Genomic DNA, 20,625 nt, shown 5'->3' on the forward strand with positions numbered 1-20,625 from the left:
GCTGGCCACATGGCACCTTCCGCGGACAACACCACCGGCCGGCCGAGCCCCGCGGAGCGCTACGCGGCCGCCAAGCGCCGGGCCGCAGACGCCCGGACCGAACTGGGCCGGTTCACCACCACCCTGGGTTTCGAGTTGGACCCGTTCCAGGCTGAGGCCTGCCGCGAACTCGAGGCCGGCAACGGCGTCCTGGTGGCCGCCCCGACCGGCGCCGGCAAGACGGTGGTCGGCGAGTTCGCCATCCACCTCGCCCTGACCCACGGCCAGAAGGCCTTCTACACCACCCCGATCAAGGCCCTGAGCAACCAGAAGTTCCAGGAGCTTGTGGCGACCTACGGGGCCGACCGGGTGGGACTGCTGACGGGGGACACTGCCATCAACTCCGAGGCCGAGGTGGTGGTGATGACCACCGAGGTGCTGCGGAACATGCTCTACGCCGATTCCGACACGCTGACGAACCTGGCCTATGTGGTCATGGACGAGGTCCACTATCTGGCCGACCGGTTCCGTGGGGCCGTGTGGGAGGAGGTCATCATCCATCTCCCCGAGCACGTGCAACTCGTCTCCCTGTCCGCGACCGTGTCCAATGCGGAGGAGTTCGGTGCCTGGCTGGACACGGTGCGCGGCTCCACCTCGGTGGTCGTCTCCGAGCACCGCCCCGTGCCGCTGTGGCAGTACGTGATGGCCGGCAACCAGCTCTACGACCTCTTCGCCACCGAGGTGGCCTTCGACGAGGTCGCCCCCGTCAGCGACGACCCCGCCTCGGACGCCCAGCCCGCGCCGGAGCCAAAGGACACCTCGGGTGGCCGCCTGGTGCTGAATCCCGAGCTGGCGCGCCTGGCCGAGGACCAGCGACGCCGCGAGGAACGCAGTGACTGGGGGCGTCCTGGCCGCAGCACCTACCGCGGCGGCCGGGGTGGTCCCCGAGGCCGCGGCGGCGGCAAGACCGGCGGGGGCAGGAGCGGCGGCCGGGACGGCGGCGGTTCCGGACGCCAGCCGCGGGACCGCCGGCGGTCCGGACCGGCCCCCTACGGCCGGGACGAGCGCACCGCCACCACCCGGTACGACGCCGGCGCGGCCGGCCCTTCGCAGGGGTCCTCGAGCGGTGGACGGCAGGGGGAGCCCCAGCGTCACCCCGGGCAGCTGCGCATCTCCCGCCCCGGGATGGTCCGGGTGCTCGAACGGGAGGGACTGTTGCCCTGCATCACGTTCATCTTCTCCCGGGCCGGGTGTGACGGTGCCGTGGAGCAGTGCCTGGCCGTCGGGCTGGACCTGACGACGCCAGGGGAGAAGCAGCGGATCCAGGCGATGGTGGACGAGGCCGGTCAGTCCCTGCCGGCTGAGGACCTGGACGTCCTGGGCTTCTGGGGCTGGCGTGACGGGTTGTCCCGGGGGTTCGCGGCCCACCACGCCGGGATGCTCCCGCCCTTCAAGGAAGTGGTGGAGAAGCTCTTCGGCCTCGGCCTCGTCAAGGTCGTCTTCGCCACGGAGACCCTCGCGCTGGGGGTCAACATGCCCGCGCGGACCGTGGTGCTGGAGAAGCTCGAGAAGTACAACGGCGAGGCGCACGTGAACATCACGGCAGGGGAGTACACCCAGCTGACGGGGCGTGCCGGGCGGCGCGGCATCGACGTGGAGGGCCATGGGGTGGTCCTCTGGCGTCCGGGCCTGGACCCGGCGGCCGTGGCCGGGCTGGCCTCCCGCCGTACCTATCCGCTGAACTCCTCGTTCCGCCCCACCTACAACATGTCCGTCAACCTCATCGCCCAGTTCGGCCTCGAGCGCTCCCGGACCATCCTGGAGTCCTCCTTCGCCCAGTTCCAGGCGGACCGCTCGGTGGTCGGCCTGGCCCGGGAGGTCCGAACCCGGGAACAGTCCCTGGCCGGCTATGAACAGTCCATGACCTGCCATCTCGGCGACTACACGGAGTACGCCCGGTTGCGCAAGGAGCTCTCGGAGGCAGAGAAGGATTCGTCGAAGGGCCGCAACCGGGCCCGCCAACGGGCCGTCAAGGACTCCCTGGCCAATCTGTTGCCGGGGGACATCATCGAGGTGCCCGGCCCGCGACGGCTGGGCACCGCCGTCGTCGTGTTCCCTGCCGGGAACCCGGCCAACCCCCGGGTGGGCATCATCACTCAGGAGGCGCAACTGCGCCGGATCGGCACGGATGATGTGACGGAGCCTGTGGACCCGGTCGGTGGGGCGCGATTGCCCCAGAACATCCAGGTCAAGACCCCCACGCAGCGCAAGGACATCGCCGCCGCCATGCGCACCGCCCTGCGCGAGCACCGTCCCGCGCCGGGTCAGCGGACCGCAGCCGGGTTCAGGTTCCAGGACGATGGCAGCACCGGCCGTGTCGAGGACCTGCGGCGCCAGCTCGAACGCCACCCCTGCCACGGCTGCAAGGACCGCGAGGACCACGCCCGCTGGGCCGAACGCTGGTGGAAGCTGCGCCGCGAGATCGACCAGCTGGCCGCCCGGATCCAGGGCCGGACCAACACCATCGCCAAGGCGTTCGACCGGCTCGTGGGCCTGCTGACCACCTACGGCTACGTGGCCGTCGGGGACGGCACCCGGACGGTGCCCGGAGCCGTGGCCGGCACGGAGGACTCACCCGGCGTCACCGCCGCCGGGCAGACCCTGCGGCGCATCTACGGTGAACGGGACCTGCTGACCTCCCTGGTGCTGGAGGACGGCCTGGCGGACGGGCTCGACCCGGAGGAACTGGCCGGCCTCGCCGCCCTGCTCGTGTTCCAGGCCAAGGGGGCCGAGAACGTCGGGATCCCGCAGATGCCCACCCCCGCCCTCCAGCACGTGCTGGAGGGCACCGCCGAGCACTGGTATGAACTTCAGCTGGCCGAACGCGGCGCCCAACTCGAGCCGACCGCGGAGCCGGATCCCGGACTGGTCTGGCCCATCCACCGGTGGGCCCGCGGCCGGAACCTGAGGGACACTCTCAAGGGCACCGACCTCGCGGCAGGCGACTTCGTCCGGTGGGCGCGCCAGGTGATCGACCTGCTGGACCAGCTGGCCAAGGTGCCCGGCCGCCCCGGGCTCTCCGGCCAGTGCCGACGTGCTACGGATCTCGTCCGTCGTGGCGTCGTCGCCTACTCGGGTGTGGATAGTCTGGAGGGATGAGCACCCTCTTCGTCAACGGGACCCTCCACTCCACCGCCGATCCGTATGCCACCGCCATGCTGGTGGTCTCCGGTTCCGTGGCCTGGGTGGGCGCCGAGGACACGGCGGCCTCGATGCGCGCCCGCTCCGGAGCCGACTGGCAGGTCATGGATCTGGACGGCGCCCTCGTGGTGCCCGCCTTCGTGGATTCCCTCGTCCTGGACCCGAGCCCTGCCCGCCAACCCGCGCACGACGCCGGCCCGCTCACCCACGCTGACACCACCGCCGGCTCTGCCGGCGTCTTCCTGTCCGTCACCGGCGGTCCCATGGGCGCCGGGGCCTCCGGAGCGAGCGGTGGCCAGGTTATTCACTACCGCGCCGTCGGCCCTGACGAGGCGGCCGGCACGGCCGACGACCTCGCGGCCGTGGTCTCCGCCGACACGGTCGCCGGGCTGTCGGCCGTCGTCGGGCCCGGGGGACTGGACGCCGCGGGCGTGACCCGGTTGACCGCCAGCGCCACCGCCGCCGGCATCCAGCTGTACCTGCTGCCCCAGGATCCGGACGCACTGGCCGCGGTCATCTCCGCCCTCCGTTCCACGGCGGAGGCCCAGGGCACTCCCGCCCTCGGCATGGTTCGCCACCGCCTGTCCTGGAACGGCCCGGTGGAGCAGGAGGCCATCCAGACCCTGGCGGAGAACAGCCTGTCCTTCACGGCCGTCCCGGATGCCGACGGCACCCTGACCGCCCCGATCGCCTCCCTGTTGTCCAACGCCGTCCCGGTGTCCTTCGGTAGCGGCGCCCAGGCCCCGGATCTGTGGTCCGCCATCCGCGCCAGCCTCGAACATGCCGATCCGGATCAGCGGATCTCCGCCCGCTCAGGGTTCACGGCCGCCACCAAGGCGGGACTGCGTGCCCTCCCGATGTCCATCGGGGCTGGTCTCTCGATGGCGGGCCGGATCGCGCCCTCCTCCCCGGCCACGTTCGGCATCTGGGCTGCTGAGGCCCTCAGTGTTCAGGCGCCGGACGGACGGGTCGCCGCGTGGAGCACCGACACCCGGGCGGGCACACCCCTGCTGCCTGTCCTGGAAGAGGGCACCGCCGCACCGGAATGCCTGGCCACCCTGGTGGACGGCACCGAGGTCTACCGCTCCCCGGCGTGGACCTGATCGGCGCCGCCCAGACCGTGCATGGCCGACCGGCCTATACTTGACCCCCGATGCCCTCGGACACACCCAAAGGATTTCTTCGCCTATGCGCCTGCTGACGATCATTCCCACCTACAACGAGATCGAATCGCTGCCCCGCACGCTCGACCGACTGCGTGTGGCTGTGCCGGAATCCGACGTGCTCGTGGTGGACGATGCCTCACCGGACGGGACCGGTGACTGGGCTGACCGCGCCGCCGTGGCCGATCCACAGATCCACGTGCTGCACCGCACTCAGAAGAACGGCCTCGGCGGAGCCTACATCGCCGGCTTCCACTGGGGCCTGGACCAGGGCTACGACGTCCTGGTCGAGATGGACGCGGACGGTTCGCATCAGCCCGAGCAGCTGCCCCGCCTGATCGAGGCCATCGACCGCGCCGATCTCGTCATCGGCTCCCGCCGTGTGCCGGGGGGCAAGATGGTCAACTGGCCTGCTCACCGCAAGTTGATCTCGATCTGCGGTTCCCTGTACCCGCGGATCATGCTGGGACTGAACCTGACCGACGTCACCGCCGGCTACCGGGCCTACCGTGCGGACACCCTGCGGGCCATCGACCTGGACGATGTGCAGTCCAAGGGCTACGGCTTCCAGGTGGACATGACCTTCCGCACGGCCCTGCTGGGCAAGAAGATCGTCGAAGTGCCGATCACCTTTGTGGAGCGCGAGTACGGCGAGTCCAAGATGAGCGGCAACATCATCACCGAGGCCGTCACGTCTGTGACCCAGTGGGGACTGGCGGCCCGCTGGAACGTCCTGAAGGGCAAGCTCGGCCTCTGACGGACAACCGGCACAGGGCCTGCCGACGGGCCCCAGCGGGCCCGTTGCCCTCGCCCGCGGCCCTCGTGCAGTGGCCGGCCGCCGCCAATGCAAGAACCCCCGACCATCCGGTCGGGGGTTCTTGCGTTCACGCTGGGTGGTGGGAGGGTCAGGAGACCTTCTCGCCGCGGCGTTCGCGCAACTTGTCCAGCTGACCCTTGAGGGTGTCCTCCAGCTCCTCGATGCTGCGACGCTCGAGCAGCATGTCCCAATGGGTGCGCACGGGCTTGGCATCGGACTCGTTCGGCTTGTCACCGTTGACGAGGAAGGCCACCTTGCCGGTCTTGGAGGTCCAGGTCGGCGGAATATCCGCATCGGTGGCGAAGGTGACGAGAACCTTCTCCCCGTCCTCACAGCGGTACTCGACCCGCTGGCGCGGTGCGGGCTCGACTCCGGCCTCGGACTCCATGGACTGGGCACCAAGGCGCATGCCGCGCAGGCTACGGTCGCTCATTCGATCTCCTTCCGGCCCCGTCGGCGGGGCGGTACAACGTCGACCACCCAGTCTAGTGGGTGTGGGGGTGCTCTCCTGGCCAACGCCCCGGAGGCAGGTTTTGTTCCCGCCGCCGGCGCGCCAACCGCGATGGCCATGGGATCAGGCCGGGTGGCTACCCTGGCCCGGTTCCGGCTCCGGTGTCTGCTCAGGATCCGGCCCGGTGTCCTGACCCGGGGTCCGTGCCGGCCGGGAGGGAAGGTCGGCAGGGGCGGACGTCGCCCGGAGCGCACGTTCCGCCGTCTCCGAGTGCTCGTCCTCGAGGATGGCGGGCGGTGCCAACGCCTCCTCCAGCGGGGTGTCGACGATCTTGGCCACGCTCTGGCTCGACTCGTTCAGCTCCGCAGCCGTGGTCGGACGGGGTTCACGACGCCGGCGCCGGGCACCGGCGGTCACCTCACCCTGCCGGTCCTCGTCGTCCGCCTCATCCGAGCCGTCGGCGGAGCCGGACTCGGAGTTCCGAGACGGGGACTGCAGACCGGGGACCCCCGCGCCGGCGCCGGAACCGCCGAAGGCGTCTCCCAGGCGGCCGAGGGCATCGGTGAGTTCGGCGGGGATGACCCACATCGTATTGGCGTCGCCCTCGGCGATCTTCGGCAGGGTCTCCAGGTACTTGTAGGCCAGCAGATCCGGGTCCGGACGGCCCTCATGAATGGCCTCGAAGACCACGTGGATCGCCTCGGCCTCCGCGTTGGCCCGCAGGATGCGGGACTGGGCGTCGCCCTCCGCCTCGAGGATGGCGGACTGTCGCTGGCCCTCGGCGGTGAGGATCTCGGCCTGCTTGGTGCCCTCCGCGGTCAGGATGGCGGCGCGGCGATCACGCTCGGCCCGCATCTGCTTCTCCATGGAGTCTTGGATGGACAGGGGCGGGTCAATCGCCTTGAGCTCCACACGGGAGACGCGCAGGCCCCACTTGCCGGTGGCCTCGTCCAGCACCCCGCGCAGCTGGTTGTTGATCGAGTCACGGCTGGTGAGGGCCTGTTCCAGGTTCATGCCACCCACCACGTTGCGCAACGTGGTGGTGGTCAGCTGCTCCACGGCATGGATGTAGTTGTTGATCTCGTAGGTCGCGGCCTTGGCGTCGTTGACCTGGAAATACACCACCGTATCGATGGACACCACGAGGTTGTCCTCCGTGATCACCGGTTGCGGCGGGAAGGACACCACCTGTTCACGCATGTCGATGAGCGGACGCATGCGGTCGATGAAGGGGATCATCAGGGTCAGGCCGGCGCCCTTGGTCGCCTGGTACTTGCCCAGGCGTTCCACGATGCCGGTCCGCGCCTGGGGCACGATGCGCACCGCTCGGATCAGGATGATTGCCACGAGGACCGCGACGACTATGAGCACGATGAGGACTTCCACGCCGATGCTCCCTCCTGCGGCCCCGTTCGGGCCACGTTGTGAGTCTGCTGGTGGTGCAGACGTTGTACCGCGGCGGTCGCGGCGTCAGGTTCCTTCAGGGAGTCCGGCGGTGCCGGAATCCCAGTCAATGGCGGCTTTCGGGTGGATGATCAGCGTGGCGCCGTCCACCTCGTCGATCTCCGCTTCGTTGCCGGCGGGGATGGTCACGCCGGTGGCCGAGCGTGCCGTCCAGGTCTCCCCGTCGATCTTCGCCAGGCCGGCGGCTGACCCGGTGTCCTCCAGGACCATCACGGTGCGGCCGGGCATCGAGTCCACGTTGGTCAGTTGGTCCGCTGAGCCCTTCTTCAGCTGCCTCAGCGCCGTGGGCCGGACGGCCGCAAGCATCAGCAAGGAGACCCCGGCGAACATCACGATCTGCAGCCAGGCCTCGCCTCCCACGAGGGCGGTGGCCAGCGCGGCGGCGGAACCCGCGGCCAGCATGAGGAAGACCAGGTCCAGCACCATGGTCTCGACGACGGCGAACACCACGGCCAGGCTCAGCCACAGCACCCACAGGTTGTCACCCACCCATTCGATCACTGCGGCCTCCTCGATTAACCTTCTCCCCCCCATCCTGCCTGCTGAACGGGCGGGGGACAACGTAGGTTATGGACATGCGACCTGATCAACTGGATCTGCTCACCAGCGTGGATGCGCCGACGCTGACCCCGGACGGCGACCGGCTGGTGGTCGGCACGTCCCGCCCGGACTTCAGGACGGACGGCTACACCGGCCAGTTGTGGGTCATGCCCACGGACGGTTCCGCCCCGCCACGGCGCCTCACCCAGGGTTACCGGGACTCTGGGGCGCAGCTGTCCCCGGACGGCACCACCGTGGCGTTCCTGCGGTCTCCGGCGCCCGATTCTGACTCCGGGGCACCGTCCGCTCCACAATTGGCCCTGATCCCGCTGGACGGCGGCGAGAGCCGGATCGTCACCGATCGTCGGTTGGGAGTCACGGGGTTCGCATGGTCTCCGGACTCCCGCTGGATCACGTTCTCCTCTCCCGAAGCGGAACCGGGCCGCTATGGAACCGTGGCCGGCGTCGGGCCAGGGCAGGAGGACCCGCGGCTGGTGACAGGCCCGGATCACCGGCTGAACGGGGAGGGGTACACGGCCGACAAGCGTCCCCGACTGTTCGAGATCGAGGTGCCTGATCCGAAGGGCGAACCGGTCTTCCCGGCCCGAGGCCGGATGGCGGAGCCTCAGGACTCTCACGCCGGTGCTCCCGGGTTGCCCGCGGCGCGTCCGCTGACCGGGGGAGAGCGGGCTGCCTCTGATCCCGTCTATGCCGCGGACAGCCGCCATGTCTTCTTCGCGACCACCCCGGAATCGGGGTTCGGCCAGAGCCTGCGCACCGCCGTCGCCGTGGTGGAAGCGCGCAGCGATGCTCACGACCAACCGGGGCCGTCAGGCTCCGGGCCTGCGGCAGATCCCGACGCCGGCCCCGTGCGACTCGTGGCCGGCGGCACCGAGGCGCGCGTCGGGTACGGGTCCCCGTGCGTCTCGCGGAACGGGGAGTGGCTCTATCTGATGGGCCAGGATCTGGGGGAGTCCGGCCTGGGGTTCGTGGCGTCCAACGGTGCCGTGTATGCCCTCCCGGCAGCCAGCGCCGTGCGGGAGGCCACCATCGGATGGGACCGCCCTGCGACTGGCCTGCAACCGCGGTTGTTGACGGATCCTGCGGCCATGGGCTTTAACGGCCCCCTGCGGCCCTCCCGCCAGGACCAGGTGCTGGCGTTGGGGGTGAGCCGCGGCAGGACCGTGCTGGTGCGGGTGTCCCACCAGGGCCAACCCGAGGTGATCGTGGACCAGCAAGGTGAGGTGACCGGGGCCTGCGAGACGGGTGGCACGCTCGCCGTCTCCTCCACAAGTGCGGCCTCTCCGGGCGCGGTGGGCATCCTGCGCAGGGGCAGCGACCTCCTGGAGCTCTTCGACCCGAATGCCGCCTGGCGTGCAGACCTCCCACCGGTTGCCGGACTGGAGCGTGAGTACGGCGGTCCGAGCCGTGATCGACCAGATCGGTCCTCGGAGCCGGAACAGGAGCAGGTCCGGAACGGGGATCAGGACCACGAGCAGCCCCCCGTCCACGGCTGGGTGTTCCTGCCGGAAGGCCCGGGGCCCCACCCGGTCATCCTCACCATCCACGGCGGACCATATGCCCAGTACACCTGGTCCTGGTTTGACGAGACCCAGGTGCTCGTGGCCGCCGGCTATGCCGTGGTGATGTGCAATCCCCGCGGATCCGACGGTTACGGCGCGGATCATGGGGCCTCCATCCAGGGACGCATGGGGACGGTCGATTACCAGGACATCCTCGCCTTCCTGGACGGGGCTCTCGAGGAGTTCGGGCCTGCGGGCAGCGGTCAACTGGACGCCCGCCGGATCGGAGTCCAAGGCGGATCCTATGGCGGCTACATGACGGCGTGGATCACCGCCCATGACCACCGGTTCACCGCTGCCATCGTGGAACGCGGCTACCTGGACCCCGTCTCGGCACTGGGATCCAGCGACATCGGCTGGTTCTTCAGCGAGCAGTACATGGGCTCGGATCCTGAACGCCTGCGGCAGCAGAGTCCGCTGCACCACGTGGACCGGGTCCGCACGCCCACCCTGGTGATCCACTCGGAAGAGGACCTGCGCTGCCCGATCGAGCATGCGCAGCGGTACTACCAGGCCCTCTGGGCCCGGGGCGTGGAGGCGGAACTGCTGATCTTCCCGGGGGAGGACCACGAGCTGTCCCGGTCCGGAACGCCTTGGCACCGGCGGGTGCGCTTCGACCACATCCTCCGGTGGTGGGATCGGCACCTCGCCAGACAAGTTACTGACGAGTAGTATCGACGCATGACCCTCTCCGCCGAGACCTCCCCGGCCAGTCCGTCCTCGCCGTACCCGCACCTGTTCCGCCCCCTCGAGGTCCTCGGGGGAACCCTGCCGAACCGGATCATCATGGGCTCCATGCATATGGGCCTGGAGGACCGGCGTGCCGATGCGACCAAGCTGGCGGCGTTCTATGCCGAGCGGGCCCGCGGAGGAGTAGGGCTGATCGTCACTGGCGGATACGCACCCAATCTCACGGGACGCCTCACGCCCTTCGCCGGGACCATGCGCTCAAGGCGGGATGCCACCACCCATCGGGTCATCACCGACTCGGTGCATGCCGAAGGCGGGCGGATCGTCCTCCAGATCCTGCACGCCGGCCGCTACGCCTACCATCCATTCTCGGCCGCCCCCGGGGCGTCTCCGTCCCCCATCACCCCGTTCTCTCCGCGGGCCCTCTCCACCCGGGCCGTGGAGCGCACCGTCGAGGCCTTTGTCCGGTCGGCCGGGCACGCCCGCCAAGCCGGGTATGACGGTGTGGAGATCATGGGCTCCGAGGGGTACCTGATCAACCAGTTCCTCTCACCCCGGACCAACACCCGCACCGATGCGTGGGGTGGCTCGGCAGCAGGGCGCCGCCGCTTCGCCACGGAGATCGTCCGCCGCATCCGCGACGCCGCCGGAGAGGACTTCATCATCACGTTCCGGATGTCCATGGTGGATCTGGTCCCGGACGGTCAGACCCTCGAGGAGACCTTGGACCTGGCGCGGGAGCTCGAGCGGGCTGGCGTGAGCCTGCTGAATACCGGGATCGGCTGGCATGAGGCGCGGGTGCCCACCATCGTCACCTCGGTGCCTCGCGCCGCGTTCGCGGACTTCACGGGCCGCATCCGAGATGTGGTCTCGGTTCCCGTCGCCGCCTCGAACCGCATCAACATGCCCCACACGGCCGAGCAGATCCTGGCCGAGGACCGGGCCGACCTCGTCACCATGGCCCGGCCGTTCCTCGCTGATCCGGACTGGGTGCTGAAGGCGGACGCCGGGACGCCGGAACGGATCAACTCCTGCATCGGCTGTAACCAAGCCTGTCTGGACCACACGTTCCAGAACAAGCCCGCCTCCTGCCTGGTCAACCCGCGCGCCGGCCGGGAGACCGATCCCGCGTTCCCGCCGCTGCCGGAACGGGCCCTCCTGCCACTGACCCCGGTGGCCACAGGTCGTTCGACCCCTGCACCGCACCGTGGCTCAGTCCCCTCAGCCGCCGCCCGCGCCCGGACAACGGCCTTGCGCGTGGCCGTCGTCGGCGCCGGGCCGGCCGGGCTGGCCGCCTCCACCCAGGCCGCCGCCCGGGGCCACGAGGTGGACCTGTTCGAAGCCTCGGACACCATCGGCGGACAGTTCCGTCTCGCCCGGCAGATCCCTGGCAAGGAGGAGTTCGCAGAGACCCTGCGCTACTACGAGCACCAGTTGATGGAGACCGGGGTGAACCTGCGCCTCGCCCACCGCGTCACCGCCACCGAGCTGCTCGACGGCGGGTACGACCGCATCCTGCTGGCCACGGGTGTGGTGCCCCGCGCCGTGGACCTCCCCGGAGTGGACCGGCCCAACGTCCACGCCTATCCGGACGTGGTGGACGGCCGGGTGCAGTGCGGTCCGCGCGTGGCGGTCATCGGCGCCGGCGGCATCGGCTTCGACGTGTCCGAACTGCTCACCGAGCCGCACCGGGAGCGCCGGGACGATCGGGAGGACCGGGCGGACCGAAAGGGCCGGGACGATCGGGAGGATCGCGAGGGCGGGGAGCACCGGCATTGGCCGGAGCCCGGCGCCCTGGTCGGCGCCCAACCGCTCGAGGACTGGCAGCGGCAATGGGGCGTGGATACCGAGTTCTCTGGACGCGGCGGCCTGGCACCGGCCAGACCGGAGGCACCGGCCCGGACCGTCCACCTCATCCAGCGCAAGACCACCAAGATGGGGGCGGGCCTCGGCAAGACCACCGGCTGGGTCCACCGTGCCGCCCTGAAGGCCCGTGGTGTCGAATTCATCACCGGTGCCAGCTACGTCAGAATCGACGACGACGGCCTCCACCTGGACATCGACGGCGCCCGCCGCGTGCTCGCGGTGGACGATGTCGTGGTGTGCGCTGGTCAGGTGTCCCAACGCGAGCTGTACGGGACGCTGGAGGCCGCCGGGGCCGACGTCGTGCTCCTCGGCGGAGCCGATGTGGCCGCGGAGCTGGACGCCAAGCGGGCCATTGAGCAGGCGACGCGGGTGGCCGCGGCGCTCTGACGGCCTGCGGCTCCTCCCGGCCTCCCCGTACACTGGGGCCCATGGCTACCGTCTACCAAGCAACCCTGGTGCCCTCGATCCAGGAGCTCCTGGAGTCCTGGCTGGCCCAGCAACCGTGGTCCGGTGAGGGCGAGCTGGTCAGGGTCGGCGCCTACCGCTATGACGATCCGGACGGCGAGGTGGGAGTCGAGGGACATCTGGTCCACCGGGAGGGCAGCGACCAGGTCCTGCACGTGCCCATGTCCTACCGCGGAGCCCCGCTCGAGGGCGCGGAGCCCTACCTGATCGGTACCGTGGACCATTCCGTGCTCGGACAACGCTGGGTCTACGACGCCATGGCGGACCCGGTGGCCACCGCCTGCTTCCAGCGGGCCCTCGACGGACTGCAGCAGCAGGCAGAGGTGCACCTCTACGAGGAGGACGGCCAGTACATCGGCCACGAGACCGACGAGGTGAGTGTGACCGTGCTGGGGCCCCTGGCCGACCAGCCGGGACGGGTCCAGGTCCACCGGGTGGTCTCCGACCCGGAGACCGCCGGTTCCGAGCACCTCGCCGAGTCCCGCCGACTGTGGGCTACCTGGCCGGGTGGTGGCGGCATCATCTTCAGCCTCAACACGGAGCCCGCCTGAGCCGTTGCCCGGCACGGGCAAGGAGCGCCGATCAGAGGACGGTGAATCCGTCCGAGAGCGGCCCGCGGCCCGTCAGAGCCTCCGCGACCACCACGCCCGCGCCTCGGGCAACCGCGAGATCGGCGGCCAACCGCACGACTCTCGGCACCACGGGAGCCAAGTCGGCGGGCATCGCCTGCCCGGTGGCCCGCGCCACGTCCACGGTGTGCACCGACAACTCGAAAATCCGCGTGGCCAGGTAGCCCGCCAGGGTCATGGTGCCCGCCGGCGTGCGCAGTCCAGCATCCAGTGCCGTGGATTCGAGAAGGGCCAGCACTTCTGCGCGGTCCCTTTCGATGACGGATAGCGGCTCCGGTCCATCCTGTTGCGGGGTGGTCGCCATGGCCCACAGTGTGGCATCGACGCCACGTATGTCACCAGAGCCGGTCACGGGGCTTTCTTGTCGGTCATGCAGAAATCCGGGTGTCGCGCTGGATCTGCCAGGAGAAGGCCGGATACATGCATGATGAATGCCGGGATGCTGGGGACAACCACCTGACAGAATGGTGACGGTGACCCCCCGCCCCGCGCCCAGTGCCGTGCCCGTTACGGCGCCGAGTACCTCAGGCTCTGCCAGCCGCCGGATCCCGGTGGAGGACCTGGTGCGCCTCCGGCGGGTCCGGGACCGGATCGACCGGGAGTACCGCGAGCCGCTCGACGTGGAGGCGTTGGCCCGCGGCGAGGCCATGTCCGCCGGCCATCTGAGCCGGCTGTTCAAGTGCGCCTACGGCGAATCCCCGTACTCGTACCTGATGACCCGCCGGATCGAGAGGGCGATGTCCCTGCTGCGCCGGGGCGGTCTGAGCGTCACGGAGGTTTGCTTCGAGGTGGGTGGTTCCTCCCTGGGCACGTTCAGCACCCGCTTCTCCGAGTTGGTGGGCATGCCCCCGAGCGAGTACCGCGACCGGGCGGGCCGCGATCCGGACGGGCTGCCCACCTGCGTGGTCCGGCATGCCACCCGGCCTCTGCGGAAACCGCCGGGTGAGCCGGCCGGGAATCCAGCGGGGAATCCGGTCAGGAATCAAGAAGCTCCCGGATCCGGCCGCGTCCTACGCTGAACCCATGACCATCACCATTCACTCCAGCTTCCTGCCCCATACCGATCCGGAGGCCTCTCTGGCCTTCTACCGCGACCTGCTCGGATTCGAGGTGCGCCTCGACGTGGGCGGGGGCACCATGCGGTGGATCACGGTCGGCCCCGCCGGCCAACCGGACACGGCCATCGTGCTGACCCCGCCGGCGGTGGACCCGGGCCTCAGCGAGGCCGAGCGTCAGGCCATCACCGAGATGATGGCGAAAGGCACGTACGCCGGCATCAACCTCGCCACCGACGATCTGGACGGCTTCTTCGAGCGGGTTCAGGCCGGCGGGGCGGACGTGGTCCAGGAGCCCATCGACCAGCCGTACGGCCTGCGTGATTGCGCCTTCCGTGATCCGTCCGGAAATATGGTTCGCGTCCAGCAGTCCAGCTGAACCCGCCGCATCAGCATCCCACCGTGGCGGGCGCCTCATCCCGACACCACGTCCCCGTCCAGCACTCACGTCCCGCATCGGAGCCCGCATGAGCACGTCCACTGACCAGTCCACCGGAACAGCAACGGTTCACGAGGCCGATACACACGACACGATCCGCGTGGTCGGCGCACGGCAGAACAACCTGAAGGACGTCAGCGTTGACTTGCCCAAGCGGCGGCTGACGGTCTTCACGGGGGTGTCCGGGTCCGGCAAGAGCTCCCTGGTCTTCGGCACCATCGCGGCCGAATCGCAGCGGCTCATCAATGAGACGTACTCGTCCTTCGTGCAGGGCTTTATGCCGAGCATGGACCGACCGGAGGTGGACGTCCTCGAGGGGCTGACCACCGCGATCATCGTGGACCAGGAGCGGATGGGCGCCAACCCGCGGTCCACCCTCGGAACGGCCACGGACGTCAACGCGATGCTGCGGATCCTGTTCAGCCGCGTGGGGGAGCCGCACATCGGCCCGCCCAACGCCTTCTCCTTCAATGTGCCCTCGGTGTCCGCTTCCGGGGCCATCACGGTGGAACGTGGGGGCAAGACCATCGCGGAGAAGGCGAGCTTCAACCGTCTTGGCGGCATGTGCTCCCGCTGCGAAGGGCGGGGCGCGGTCACTGACTTCGACCTCACCGCCCTTTACGACGAAGAGCTGTCCCTCCGCGAGGGCGCACTGACGATCCCCGGCTACTCCATGGACGGCTGGTACGGCCGGATCTTCGAGGGCTCCGGGTACTTCGACATGGACAAGCCGATCAAGAAGTACACCAAGAAGCAGTTGCACGACCTGCTGTACCGTGAGGCCACCAAGATCAAGGTCGAGGGCATCAATCTGACCTATCTCGGTCTGATCCCGCAGATCCAGAAGTCCATGCTGGTCAAGGACCGGGATGCCATGCAGCCGCATATCCGCCGCTTCGTGGACCGGGCCGTCACCTTCACCACCTGCCCGGACTGCGAGGGCACCCGGCTGGCCGAGGAGGCCCGCTCGGTGCGGATCAACGGCAAGAACATCGCCGAGCTGTGCCAGATGCAGATCTCCGACCTCGCTGCGTGGCTCCGGGGCCTTGACCTGCCCGCCGCTGCCCCGTTGCTGGCGAACCTGGCCGACACCCTGGACTCCTTCGTGGACATCGGCCTGGGCTACCTCAGCCTCGACCGCCCCGCCGGCACGCTGTCCGGGGGCGAGGCCCAGCGCACGAAGATGATCCGCCACCTGGGATCCTCGCTGACCGATGTCACCTACGTCTTCGACGAGCCCACGATCGGATTGCACCCGCACGACATCGAGAAGATGAACCAGTTGCTGCTCGAGCTGCGGGACAAGGGCAACACCGTCCTGGTGGTCGAGCACAAGCCGGAGACCATCCGGATCGCCGACCATGTAGTGGACCTCGGCCCGCATGCCGGGACCGATGGCGGCCAAATCACCTTCCAAGGCGACCTGGACGGCCTGCGTGCCTCGGACACCCTCACCGGACGGCACCTGGACGACCGTGCCCGCCTCAAGGAGTCGGTGCGGACGGCCACCGGTCACCTCGAGGTCCGCGGGGCGGACGCCAACAACCTGCAGGACGTCGACGTCGACCTGCCCACGGGCGTGCTGGTGGCCGTCACCGGGGTGGCCGGCTCCGGCAAGAGTTCGCTGATCCACGGTTCGGTGGCCGGCCGCGAGGGCGTGGTGGTGGTGGACCAGTCCGCCATCAAGGGCTCCCGCCGTTCCAACCCGGCTACCTACACCGGACTGTTGGAGCCGATCCGCAAGGCCTTCGCCAAGGCCAACGGGGTCAAGCCGGCCCTGTTCAGCGCCAACTCCGAGGGCGCTTGCCCCACCTGCAAGGGCGCGGGCGTGATCTACACCGAGCTGGGGTTCATGTCCACGGTGGCCTCCACCTGCCAGGACTGTGACGGGCGGCGCTACCAGGCCGCGGTCCTGGAGTACCGCTTCGGTCCCGACGGTGGGCAGAACATCGCCGAGGTCCTCGGAATGTCCGTGGCCCAGGCCGAGGAGTTCTTCGCCAAAAGCGAGGCCCGACTCCCCGCAGCCCACAAGATCCTGGTGCGCCTGGCCGACGTCGGGCTCGGATACCTGAAGCTGGGCCAGCCCCTCACGACGCTCTCGGGCGGCGAGCGGCAACGGCTCAAGCTGGCGAACGAGATGGGGGAGAAGGGCGAGGTCTACATCCTCGACGAGCCGACCACCGGCCTGCACCTGGCTGACGTCGAGAACCTCCTGGGCCTACTGGACCGTCTCGTGGACTCGGGCAAGACCGTGATCGTCATCGAGCATCACCAGGCGGTGATGGCCCATGCCGACTGGATCGTCGACCTGGGTCCGGGTGCCGGGCACGACGGCGGCTGCGTCGTCTTCGAGGGCACGCCGGCCGACTTAGTGGCAGGGGCAGGAACCCGGCGCGAGACCCTGACCGGACGGCACCTGGCCGAGTACGTCGGGTCATAGCCGCCAGGGGCCAGCTTCCGGCTGCCGCCGTCCCATTGCACTCTTGGAAGCGGCCATCGCATGTCCGAGGAGTGCCCAGAATGCGCTGCGGATCTCCGGCGTCATCCGTCGGCGTGCTGATGTTGTGGATATCTGTGATGTGGTTCATGGGGGTCTGTTTAGACTGTGGGGCAGTGCTGGATGGGCGGGATCTGTCCGGGCTGCAGTGTTGATGAGTGTTGGCAAGCCGTGGGGACGGCGTACTGCCTCGTCTGGGAGCGAGTTGGTTTCCGGGTTCGTGGTCGGTGGCCCTGTGGCCCTGAGGGAGGGGTCTACATGACCGATCCGGTGAATCGTCCTGTTCGACTGGCTGGTCTGGCCGGTGTGGTGGCGGTGGGTTTGGTGTTGGCTGGGTGTTCTGGTGATGGGGGAGAGGGGGCGTCCTCCTCCGCTGCGCCGAGTGCTACAGAGGTCTCGACCGGTTCTGCGTCGCCAACTGGTACTGGATCCGACAGCGCGTCGCCGAGTTCGTCCGCGTCGGGATCGTATGAGCCGGCCACCGAGACATCCCCGGCCAAGAACGTGCCGGTTCCCGAGATACCCGAAGCGGCAAAGGAGCCGACCGAAGAAGGGCTGGAAGCCGCAGTCGAGTTCTGGTGGGGCAGCGCTTCGTACTTGAAGTCGACGGGAGAAGCCGACCTTCTGAGTCAAGTCTCCGGAGATGGATGTGAACTGTGCCAACGCCAGATCGAAATCTGGGACTGGGTATACCAGGAGGGCGGCTGGGCGATGGCTGACGACGCCCAGGTCAATGAATCAATTGCACGCGTAGAAGACGATCAGACCAACGGCAGCTTTGTCACGCAGGTCACTGAATCAAGTATTCAAGTTTACAAGCCTGATGGATCGATAGCCGACGAGGCGTCAGCGATGGAGGAATCCGAATCCAACTGGTCCGGATCAGCAGTATTTGATGCTGAAGCCAAGGCGTGGAAAATCACCGCCATGGAAGTCCTGGAGTAATTCATGAACAGAGGCGTCGGTTACCACTTGGCCACTTGGACGATCTTGAGTGCCTTGGTCACCCGACTTGGCTCACTCTTCGGTGATTCGGTCGCTTTGGGCTCATAGTTCCGCGTGATTCCGGGGTTCTTGGTCGCGGGGTGGGGCACTAGCCGGGGTGGTTCTAGGCTGTTGAGGGTGTACATCCGGCGGGTGAAGACGAGCTCCGGGGCGACCGCGGTGCAGATCGCGCAGAAGCGCCACGGCAAGCGGGAGATCCTTGAACACCTCGGGTCGGCCCACGACGAGGTGACCCTGGCCTCGCTGGAACAGGTGGCGCGGGAGAAAATCCAGGCCGGGCAGATGGCTTTCGACCTCGACCTGCACACCGATGACACCACCACGGCCCCCGCCAAAGGCGTGGATGCCGGTGGCGGGCTGGTGCTGCACGGGACCCGACCCAGGGTGCTGTGGGAAGTGCTGGAGCAGGCCTACGAGAGGATCGGATTCACCGGCGCCGTGAACGACGAGGTCCTCAAGCAACTGGTGCTGGCCCGGGTGATCGAACCAACCTCGAAGCTGGACTCTCTGCGGGTGTTGGCCGAGCTGAACGTGGAGAACGCGCCTTCCTATGCCACGCTCAAGCGCCATCTGGCCCGCTGCGTTCCTGACAACTGGCGGGACCTGCTCTCCTCGGCGGCCTACCGGTTCGCCGCAGACGGTGGCGCGGTCAGCGTGTGCCTATACGACGTGACGACCCTGTATTTCGAGGCCGACGAGGAAGACGAACTACGCAAGTCAGGGTTCTCCAAAGAACGCCGGATCGACCCCCAGATCCTCGTCGGACTGCTGGTCGACCGGCACGGGTTCCCGCTGGAGCTGCACTTCTTCGAGGGCAACAAGGCCGAGACCCGGACCATGATCCCCGTGTTGGACGCCTTCCGGGATCGCCACCAGGTGCAGGACATGCTGGTGGTGGCTGATGCCGGCATGCTCTCCTGGGCGAACATCCAGGCCCTGGAGGAGGCCGGATACCAGTACATCGTCGGCTCGAGGAACGCCAAGGCCCCCATGGACCTGGCCAAGACGTTCGCCACGACGGGCAACCACTTCGCCGATGGCCAGGTCATCGAGACCACCACTGAGTTGAAGAAGGGCACCGAGTCCTCACGGCGGCGCGCGGTCTGGCAGTACCGGCTGGCCCGCGAACACCGCGACCGGCGCAACCACACGTTGCAGGTCCAGCGGGCCGAGGACATCGCCGCCGGCCGCAAGGCCCAGCGCAAGGCTCGGTTCCTAACCACGGGCCAGCGAAAGTCCCTGACCGTGGACTATGAGGCGGCCAAGGCCGCCGAGCAGCTCTTCGGGCTCAAGGGCTACGTGACGAACACCAGCATGAAGGTACTCTCCGGGGCCGAGGTCGTGGCTGCCTATCACTCACTGTTCGAGGTCGAGGCCTCATTCCGGATGGCCAAATCCGACCTGCGGGCCCGCCCGATCTTCCACCACACCCGGGATGCGATCGAGGCCCACCTGACCATTGTGTTCTGCGCCCTGGCCGTAGGCCGACACCTCCAGACGGCCACCGGAATGAGCCTGCGCCGGATCATCAAGACACTCCAACCCCTCCGAGAGGGCCTGGTCGAGATCAACGGGACCATCGCCACCATCCCCGCAGCCCTCACCCCCGAAGCCAAGGAAATCCTCAAGACCCTGCCTGAAAAATCAGGGCACTAGGAATGAGCCAAGTCGGGTTTGATGCTGAAGCCAAGGCGTGGAAAATCACCGCCATGGAAGTCCTGGAGTAATTCATGAACAGAGGCGTCGGTTACCACTTGGCCACTTGGACGATCTTGAGTGCCTTGGTCATTTCCGGATTCATGCATGGGTCCCCACCAGCTCTAGCCGTTCAGGTGTCGGCGAGCATGTGTTGGGAGTGCTTCGACGGTCAGGTCGACAAGGATTCACTACATGTGGGTGGCGACCAACGGATTCCCGGTTCAGACGGAGGAGCGGCATCAGAAGCAGCCCAGCCTGAGACTCAATCAAACAATTCTTCCAATATTGGCGCCCCGGCTCTTGGAGATGCACAACCACCAGCGGCGGGTGCTGAGAACGAAGACTCCTTACTAGAGGTTGTTCAGTCCTTCTGTCTCGACAAACAAGGAGAGGCACAAGCAAGTTGCCTGGAGAATGAGAGAACTGTTTGTACCGAGCCCGGAAGTCAGCTCGTCAGCCGTCGATACGTGAATGAAGAACTGACTTTCAATCGCATCGGTCTTCCGTATTGCTCGAGTCCGGATGAACCGATGGTCTCGTCGTCTGCAGAGGAACCTCCGCCGATGCCGGTGGTGACGCTCTCTGATTTCCGTGCCTTGGATATCGCTCCCTCGGACATCGAATCTGATTCCGGTGGCTTTGGTCTGATCCGGGGGAACACGAACTTCTTCGCGACCGAGGAGGATCAGACGCTGAACACCACGATGCTGGGTCAGCAGGTGGCGATCCAGGCGGTGCCGGTGCAGTGGACCTGGGACTACGGGGACGGCTCGGAACAGTTGTCGAATCCGTACCCGGGTGGGCCGCAGCTGGAGTTCAACCAGGAGACCACCACCAGCCACGTCTACAAGGACACCGGCCAATACCCGGTGGGGCTGACGACGTCCTACCGGGGCCAGTTCTCGGTCAACGAGGGCCCCTGGATCGCGATCCCGGGCACCGCCGAGGTCCCGAGCGAACCGGTCACCGCGGACATCTGGCGATCCAAGTCCAAGAACGTCGCCGAAGACTGCCACGAGAACCCCGAAGGCTGGGCCTGCGGCAACCCCTTCGTCGAGGGATAGTCGAGCGCTGGCGCAGGGG

General features: G+C 68.2%; 16 protein-coding genes. 12 read left to right on the top strand and 4 right to left on the bottom strand.

The genetic code is table 11. From position 1 onward, the window contains the following. Positions 1 to 9 precede the first annotated feature (9 nt). From C8E99_RS04515 to C8E99_RS04525, 3 genes are all read left to right on the top strand, one after another. Positions 10 to 3,138, top strand: a complete 3,129-nt coding sequence (locus C8E99_RS04515; RefSeq protein ID WP_115931287.1) for a DEAD/DEAH box helicase — start codon at positions 10 to 12, stop codon at positions 3,136 to 3,138. After that, positions 3,135 to 4,283 (top strand): hypothetical protein, encoded by a 1,149-nt coding sequence (locus C8E99_RS04520; protein WP_115931288.1) that lies wholly within the window; start codon positions 3,135 to 3,137, stop codon positions 4,281 to 4,283. The genes C8E99_RS04515 and C8E99_RS04520 overlap by 4 nt, the downstream gene beginning before the upstream one ends. 85 nt (positions 4,284 to 4,368) lie before the next feature. After that, positions 4,369 to 5,100: a polyprenol monophosphomannose synthase gene (locus C8E99_RS04525; protein ID WP_115931289.1), complete on the top strand. Its 732-nt coding sequence runs from the start codon at positions 4,369 to 4,371 to the stop codon at positions 5,098 to 5,100. 148 nt (positions 5,101 to 5,248) lie between these two features. Here the strand turns inward: C8E99_RS04525 and C8E99_RS04530 are convergent, their stop codons facing one another. The 3 genes from C8E99_RS04530 to C8E99_RS04540 all read right to left on the bottom strand — a co-directional run bounded on the left by C8E99_RS04530 (position 5,249) and on the right by C8E99_RS04540 (position 7,576). Next, positions 5,249 to 5,593, bottom strand: a complete 345-nt coding sequence (locus tag C8E99_RS04530; protein WP_115931290.1) for an RNA polymerase-binding protein RbpA — start codon at positions 5,591 to 5,593, stop codon at positions 5,249 to 5,251. 141 nt (positions 5,594 to 5,734) lie between these two features. Further along, positions 5,735 to 6,997 carry an SPFH domain-containing protein gene (locus tag C8E99_RS04535; RefSeq protein ID WP_245952086.1) on the bottom strand — a complete coding sequence of 421 codons (1,263 nt, stop codon included), beginning with the start codon at positions 6,995 to 6,997 and terminating at the stop codon, positions 5,735 to 5,737. Positions 6,998 to 7,081: 84 nt separating this feature from the next. After that, the gene (locus C8E99_RS04540) at positions 7,082 to 7,576 is read right to left on the bottom strand and encodes an NfeD family protein (RefSeq protein WP_115931292.1); all 495 of its coding nucleotides are present in this window, start codon (positions 7,574 to 7,576) and stop codon (positions 7,082 to 7,084) included. 74 nt (positions 7,577 to 7,650) lie between these two features. Between C8E99_RS04540 and C8E99_RS04545 the strand changes: the two genes are divergently transcribed. The 3 genes from C8E99_RS04545 to C8E99_RS04555 are packed head-to-tail and all read left to right on the top strand — an operon-like array spanning position 7,651 to position 12,770. Continuing rightward, entirely contained in the window at positions 7,651 to 9,870 is a 2,220-nt protein-coding gene (locus C8E99_RS04545; RefSeq protein ID WP_115933221.1) for an alpha/beta hydrolase family protein, read from the top strand. A 9-nt stretch (positions 9,871 to 9,879) separates the two neighbouring features. Next, positions 9,880 to 12,141 carry an NADPH-dependent 2,4-dienoyl-CoA reductase gene (locus C8E99_RS04550; RefSeq protein ID WP_115931293.1) on the top strand — a complete coding sequence of 754 codons (2,262 nt, stop codon included), beginning with the start codon at positions 9,880 to 9,882 and terminating at the stop codon, positions 12,139 to 12,141. 41 nt (positions 12,142 to 12,182) lie between these two features. After that, a complete protein-coding gene (locus tag C8E99_RS04555; RefSeq protein WP_115931294.1) occupies positions 12,183 to 12,770 on the top strand; it encodes a maltokinase N-terminal cap-like domain-containing protein in 588 nt (195 codons plus the stop codon). A 31-nt stretch (positions 12,771 to 12,801) separates the two neighbouring features. On the opposite strand, the gene C8E99_RS04560 is transcribed toward C8E99_RS04555, so the two are convergent. After that, the gene (locus tag C8E99_RS04560) at positions 12,802 to 13,152 is read right to left on the bottom strand and encodes a DinB family protein (protein ID WP_147301169.1); all 351 of its coding nucleotides are present in this window, start codon (positions 13,150 to 13,152) and stop codon (positions 12,802 to 12,804) included. 196 nt (positions 13,153 to 13,348) lie between these two features. Between C8E99_RS04560 and C8E99_RS04565 the strand changes: the two genes are divergently transcribed. The 6 genes from C8E99_RS04565 (at position 13,349) to C8E99_RS04585 (ending at position 20,606) form a co-directional block, all read left to right on the top strand. Continuing rightward, positions 13,349 to 13,867 carry a helix-turn-helix transcriptional regulator gene (locus C8E99_RS04565; protein ID WP_425452913.1) on the top strand — a complete coding sequence of 173 codons (519 nt, stop codon included), beginning with the start codon at positions 13,349 to 13,351 and terminating at the stop codon, positions 13,865 to 13,867. 4 nt (positions 13,868 to 13,871) lie between these two features. Next, positions 13,872 to 14,282 carry a VOC family protein gene (locus C8E99_RS04570; protein WP_115931297.1) on the top strand — a complete coding sequence of 137 codons (411 nt, stop codon included), beginning with the start codon at positions 13,872 to 13,874 and terminating at the stop codon, positions 14,280 to 14,282. 88 nt (positions 14,283 to 14,370) lie between these two features. Then, positions 14,371 to 16,782, top strand: coding sequence for an ATP-binding cassette domain-containing protein (locus C8E99_RS04575; protein WP_115931298.1), 2,412 nt, complete (start codon positions 14,371 to 14,373; stop codon positions 16,780 to 16,782). Positions 16,783 to 17,097: 315 nt separating this feature from the next. Continuing rightward, a complete protein-coding gene (locus tag C8E99_RS15740; protein ID WP_147301170.1) occupies positions 17,098 to 17,784 on the top strand; it encodes a DUF6318 family protein in 687 nt (228 codons plus the stop codon). Positions 17,785 to 17,961: 177 nt separating this feature from the next. Beyond that, positions 17,962 to 19,500 (top strand): IS1634 family transposase, encoded by a 1,539-nt coding sequence (locus tag C8E99_RS04580; RefSeq protein WP_484014363.1) that lies wholly within the window; start codon positions 17,962 to 17,964, stop codon positions 19,498 to 19,500. Between the two features lie 605 nt (positions 19,501 to 20,105). Next, complete coding sequence (locus C8E99_RS04585) at positions 20,106 to 20,606, top strand: PKD domain-containing protein (protein ID WP_245952087.1); 501 nt, start codon at positions 20,106 to 20,108, stop codon at positions 20,604 to 20,606. Positions 20,607 to 20,625 lie beyond the last annotated feature (19 nt).

This window comes from Citricoccus muralis, from assembly GCF_003386075.1.
Lineage (GTDB): Bacteria > Actinomycetota > Actinomycetes > Actinomycetales > Micrococcaceae > Citricoccus > Citricoccus muralis.

Excerpts from the sequence above, each read along its gene's own strand:
- C8E99_RS04515 (WP_115931287.1), top strand. The coding sequence starts at position 10 with ATGGCACCTTCCGCGGACAACACCACCGGCCGGCCGAGCCCCGCGGAG.
- C8E99_RS04520 (WP_115931288.1), top strand. The coding sequence starts at position 3,135 with ATGAGCACCCTCTTCGTCAACGGGACCCTCCACTCCACCGCCGATCCG.
- C8E99_RS04525 (WP_115931289.1), top strand. The coding sequence starts at position 4,369 with ATGCGCCTGCTGACGATCATTCCCACCTACAACGAGATCGAATCGCTG.
- C8E99_RS04530 (WP_115931290.1), bottom strand. The coding sequence starts at position 5,593 with ATGAGCGACCGTAGCCTGCGCGGCATGCGCCTTGGTGCCCAGTCCATG.
- C8E99_RS04545 (WP_115933221.1), top strand. The coding sequence starts at position 7,651 with ATGCGACCTGATCAACTGGATCTGCTCACCAGCGTGGATGCGCCGACG.
- C8E99_RS04550 (WP_115931293.1), top strand. The coding sequence starts at position 9,880 with ATGACCCTCTCCGCCGAGACCTCCCCGGCCAGTCCGTCCTCGCCGTAC.
- C8E99_RS04555 (WP_115931294.1), top strand. The coding sequence starts at position 12,183 with ATGGCTACCGTCTACCAAGCAACCCTGGTGCCCTCGATCCAGGAGCTC.
- C8E99_RS04560 (WP_147301169.1), bottom strand. The coding sequence starts at position 13,152 with ATGGCGACCACCCCGCAACAGGATGGACCGGAGCCGCTATCCGTCATC.
- C8E99_RS04570 (WP_115931297.1), top strand. The coding sequence starts at position 13,872 with ATGACCATCACCATTCACTCCAGCTTCCTGCCCCATACCGATCCGGAG.
- C8E99_RS04575 (WP_115931298.1), top strand. The coding sequence starts at position 14,371 with ATGAGCACGTCCACTGACCAGTCCACCGGAACAGCAACGGTTCACGAG.
- C8E99_RS15740 (WP_147301170.1), top strand. The coding sequence starts at position 17,098 with ATGACCGATCCGGTGAATCGTCCTGTTCGACTGGCTGGTCTGGCCGGT.
- C8E99_RS04585 (WP_245952087.1), top strand. The coding sequence starts at position 20,106 with ATGCCGGTGGTGACGCTCTCTGATTTCCGTGCCTTGGATATCGCTCCC.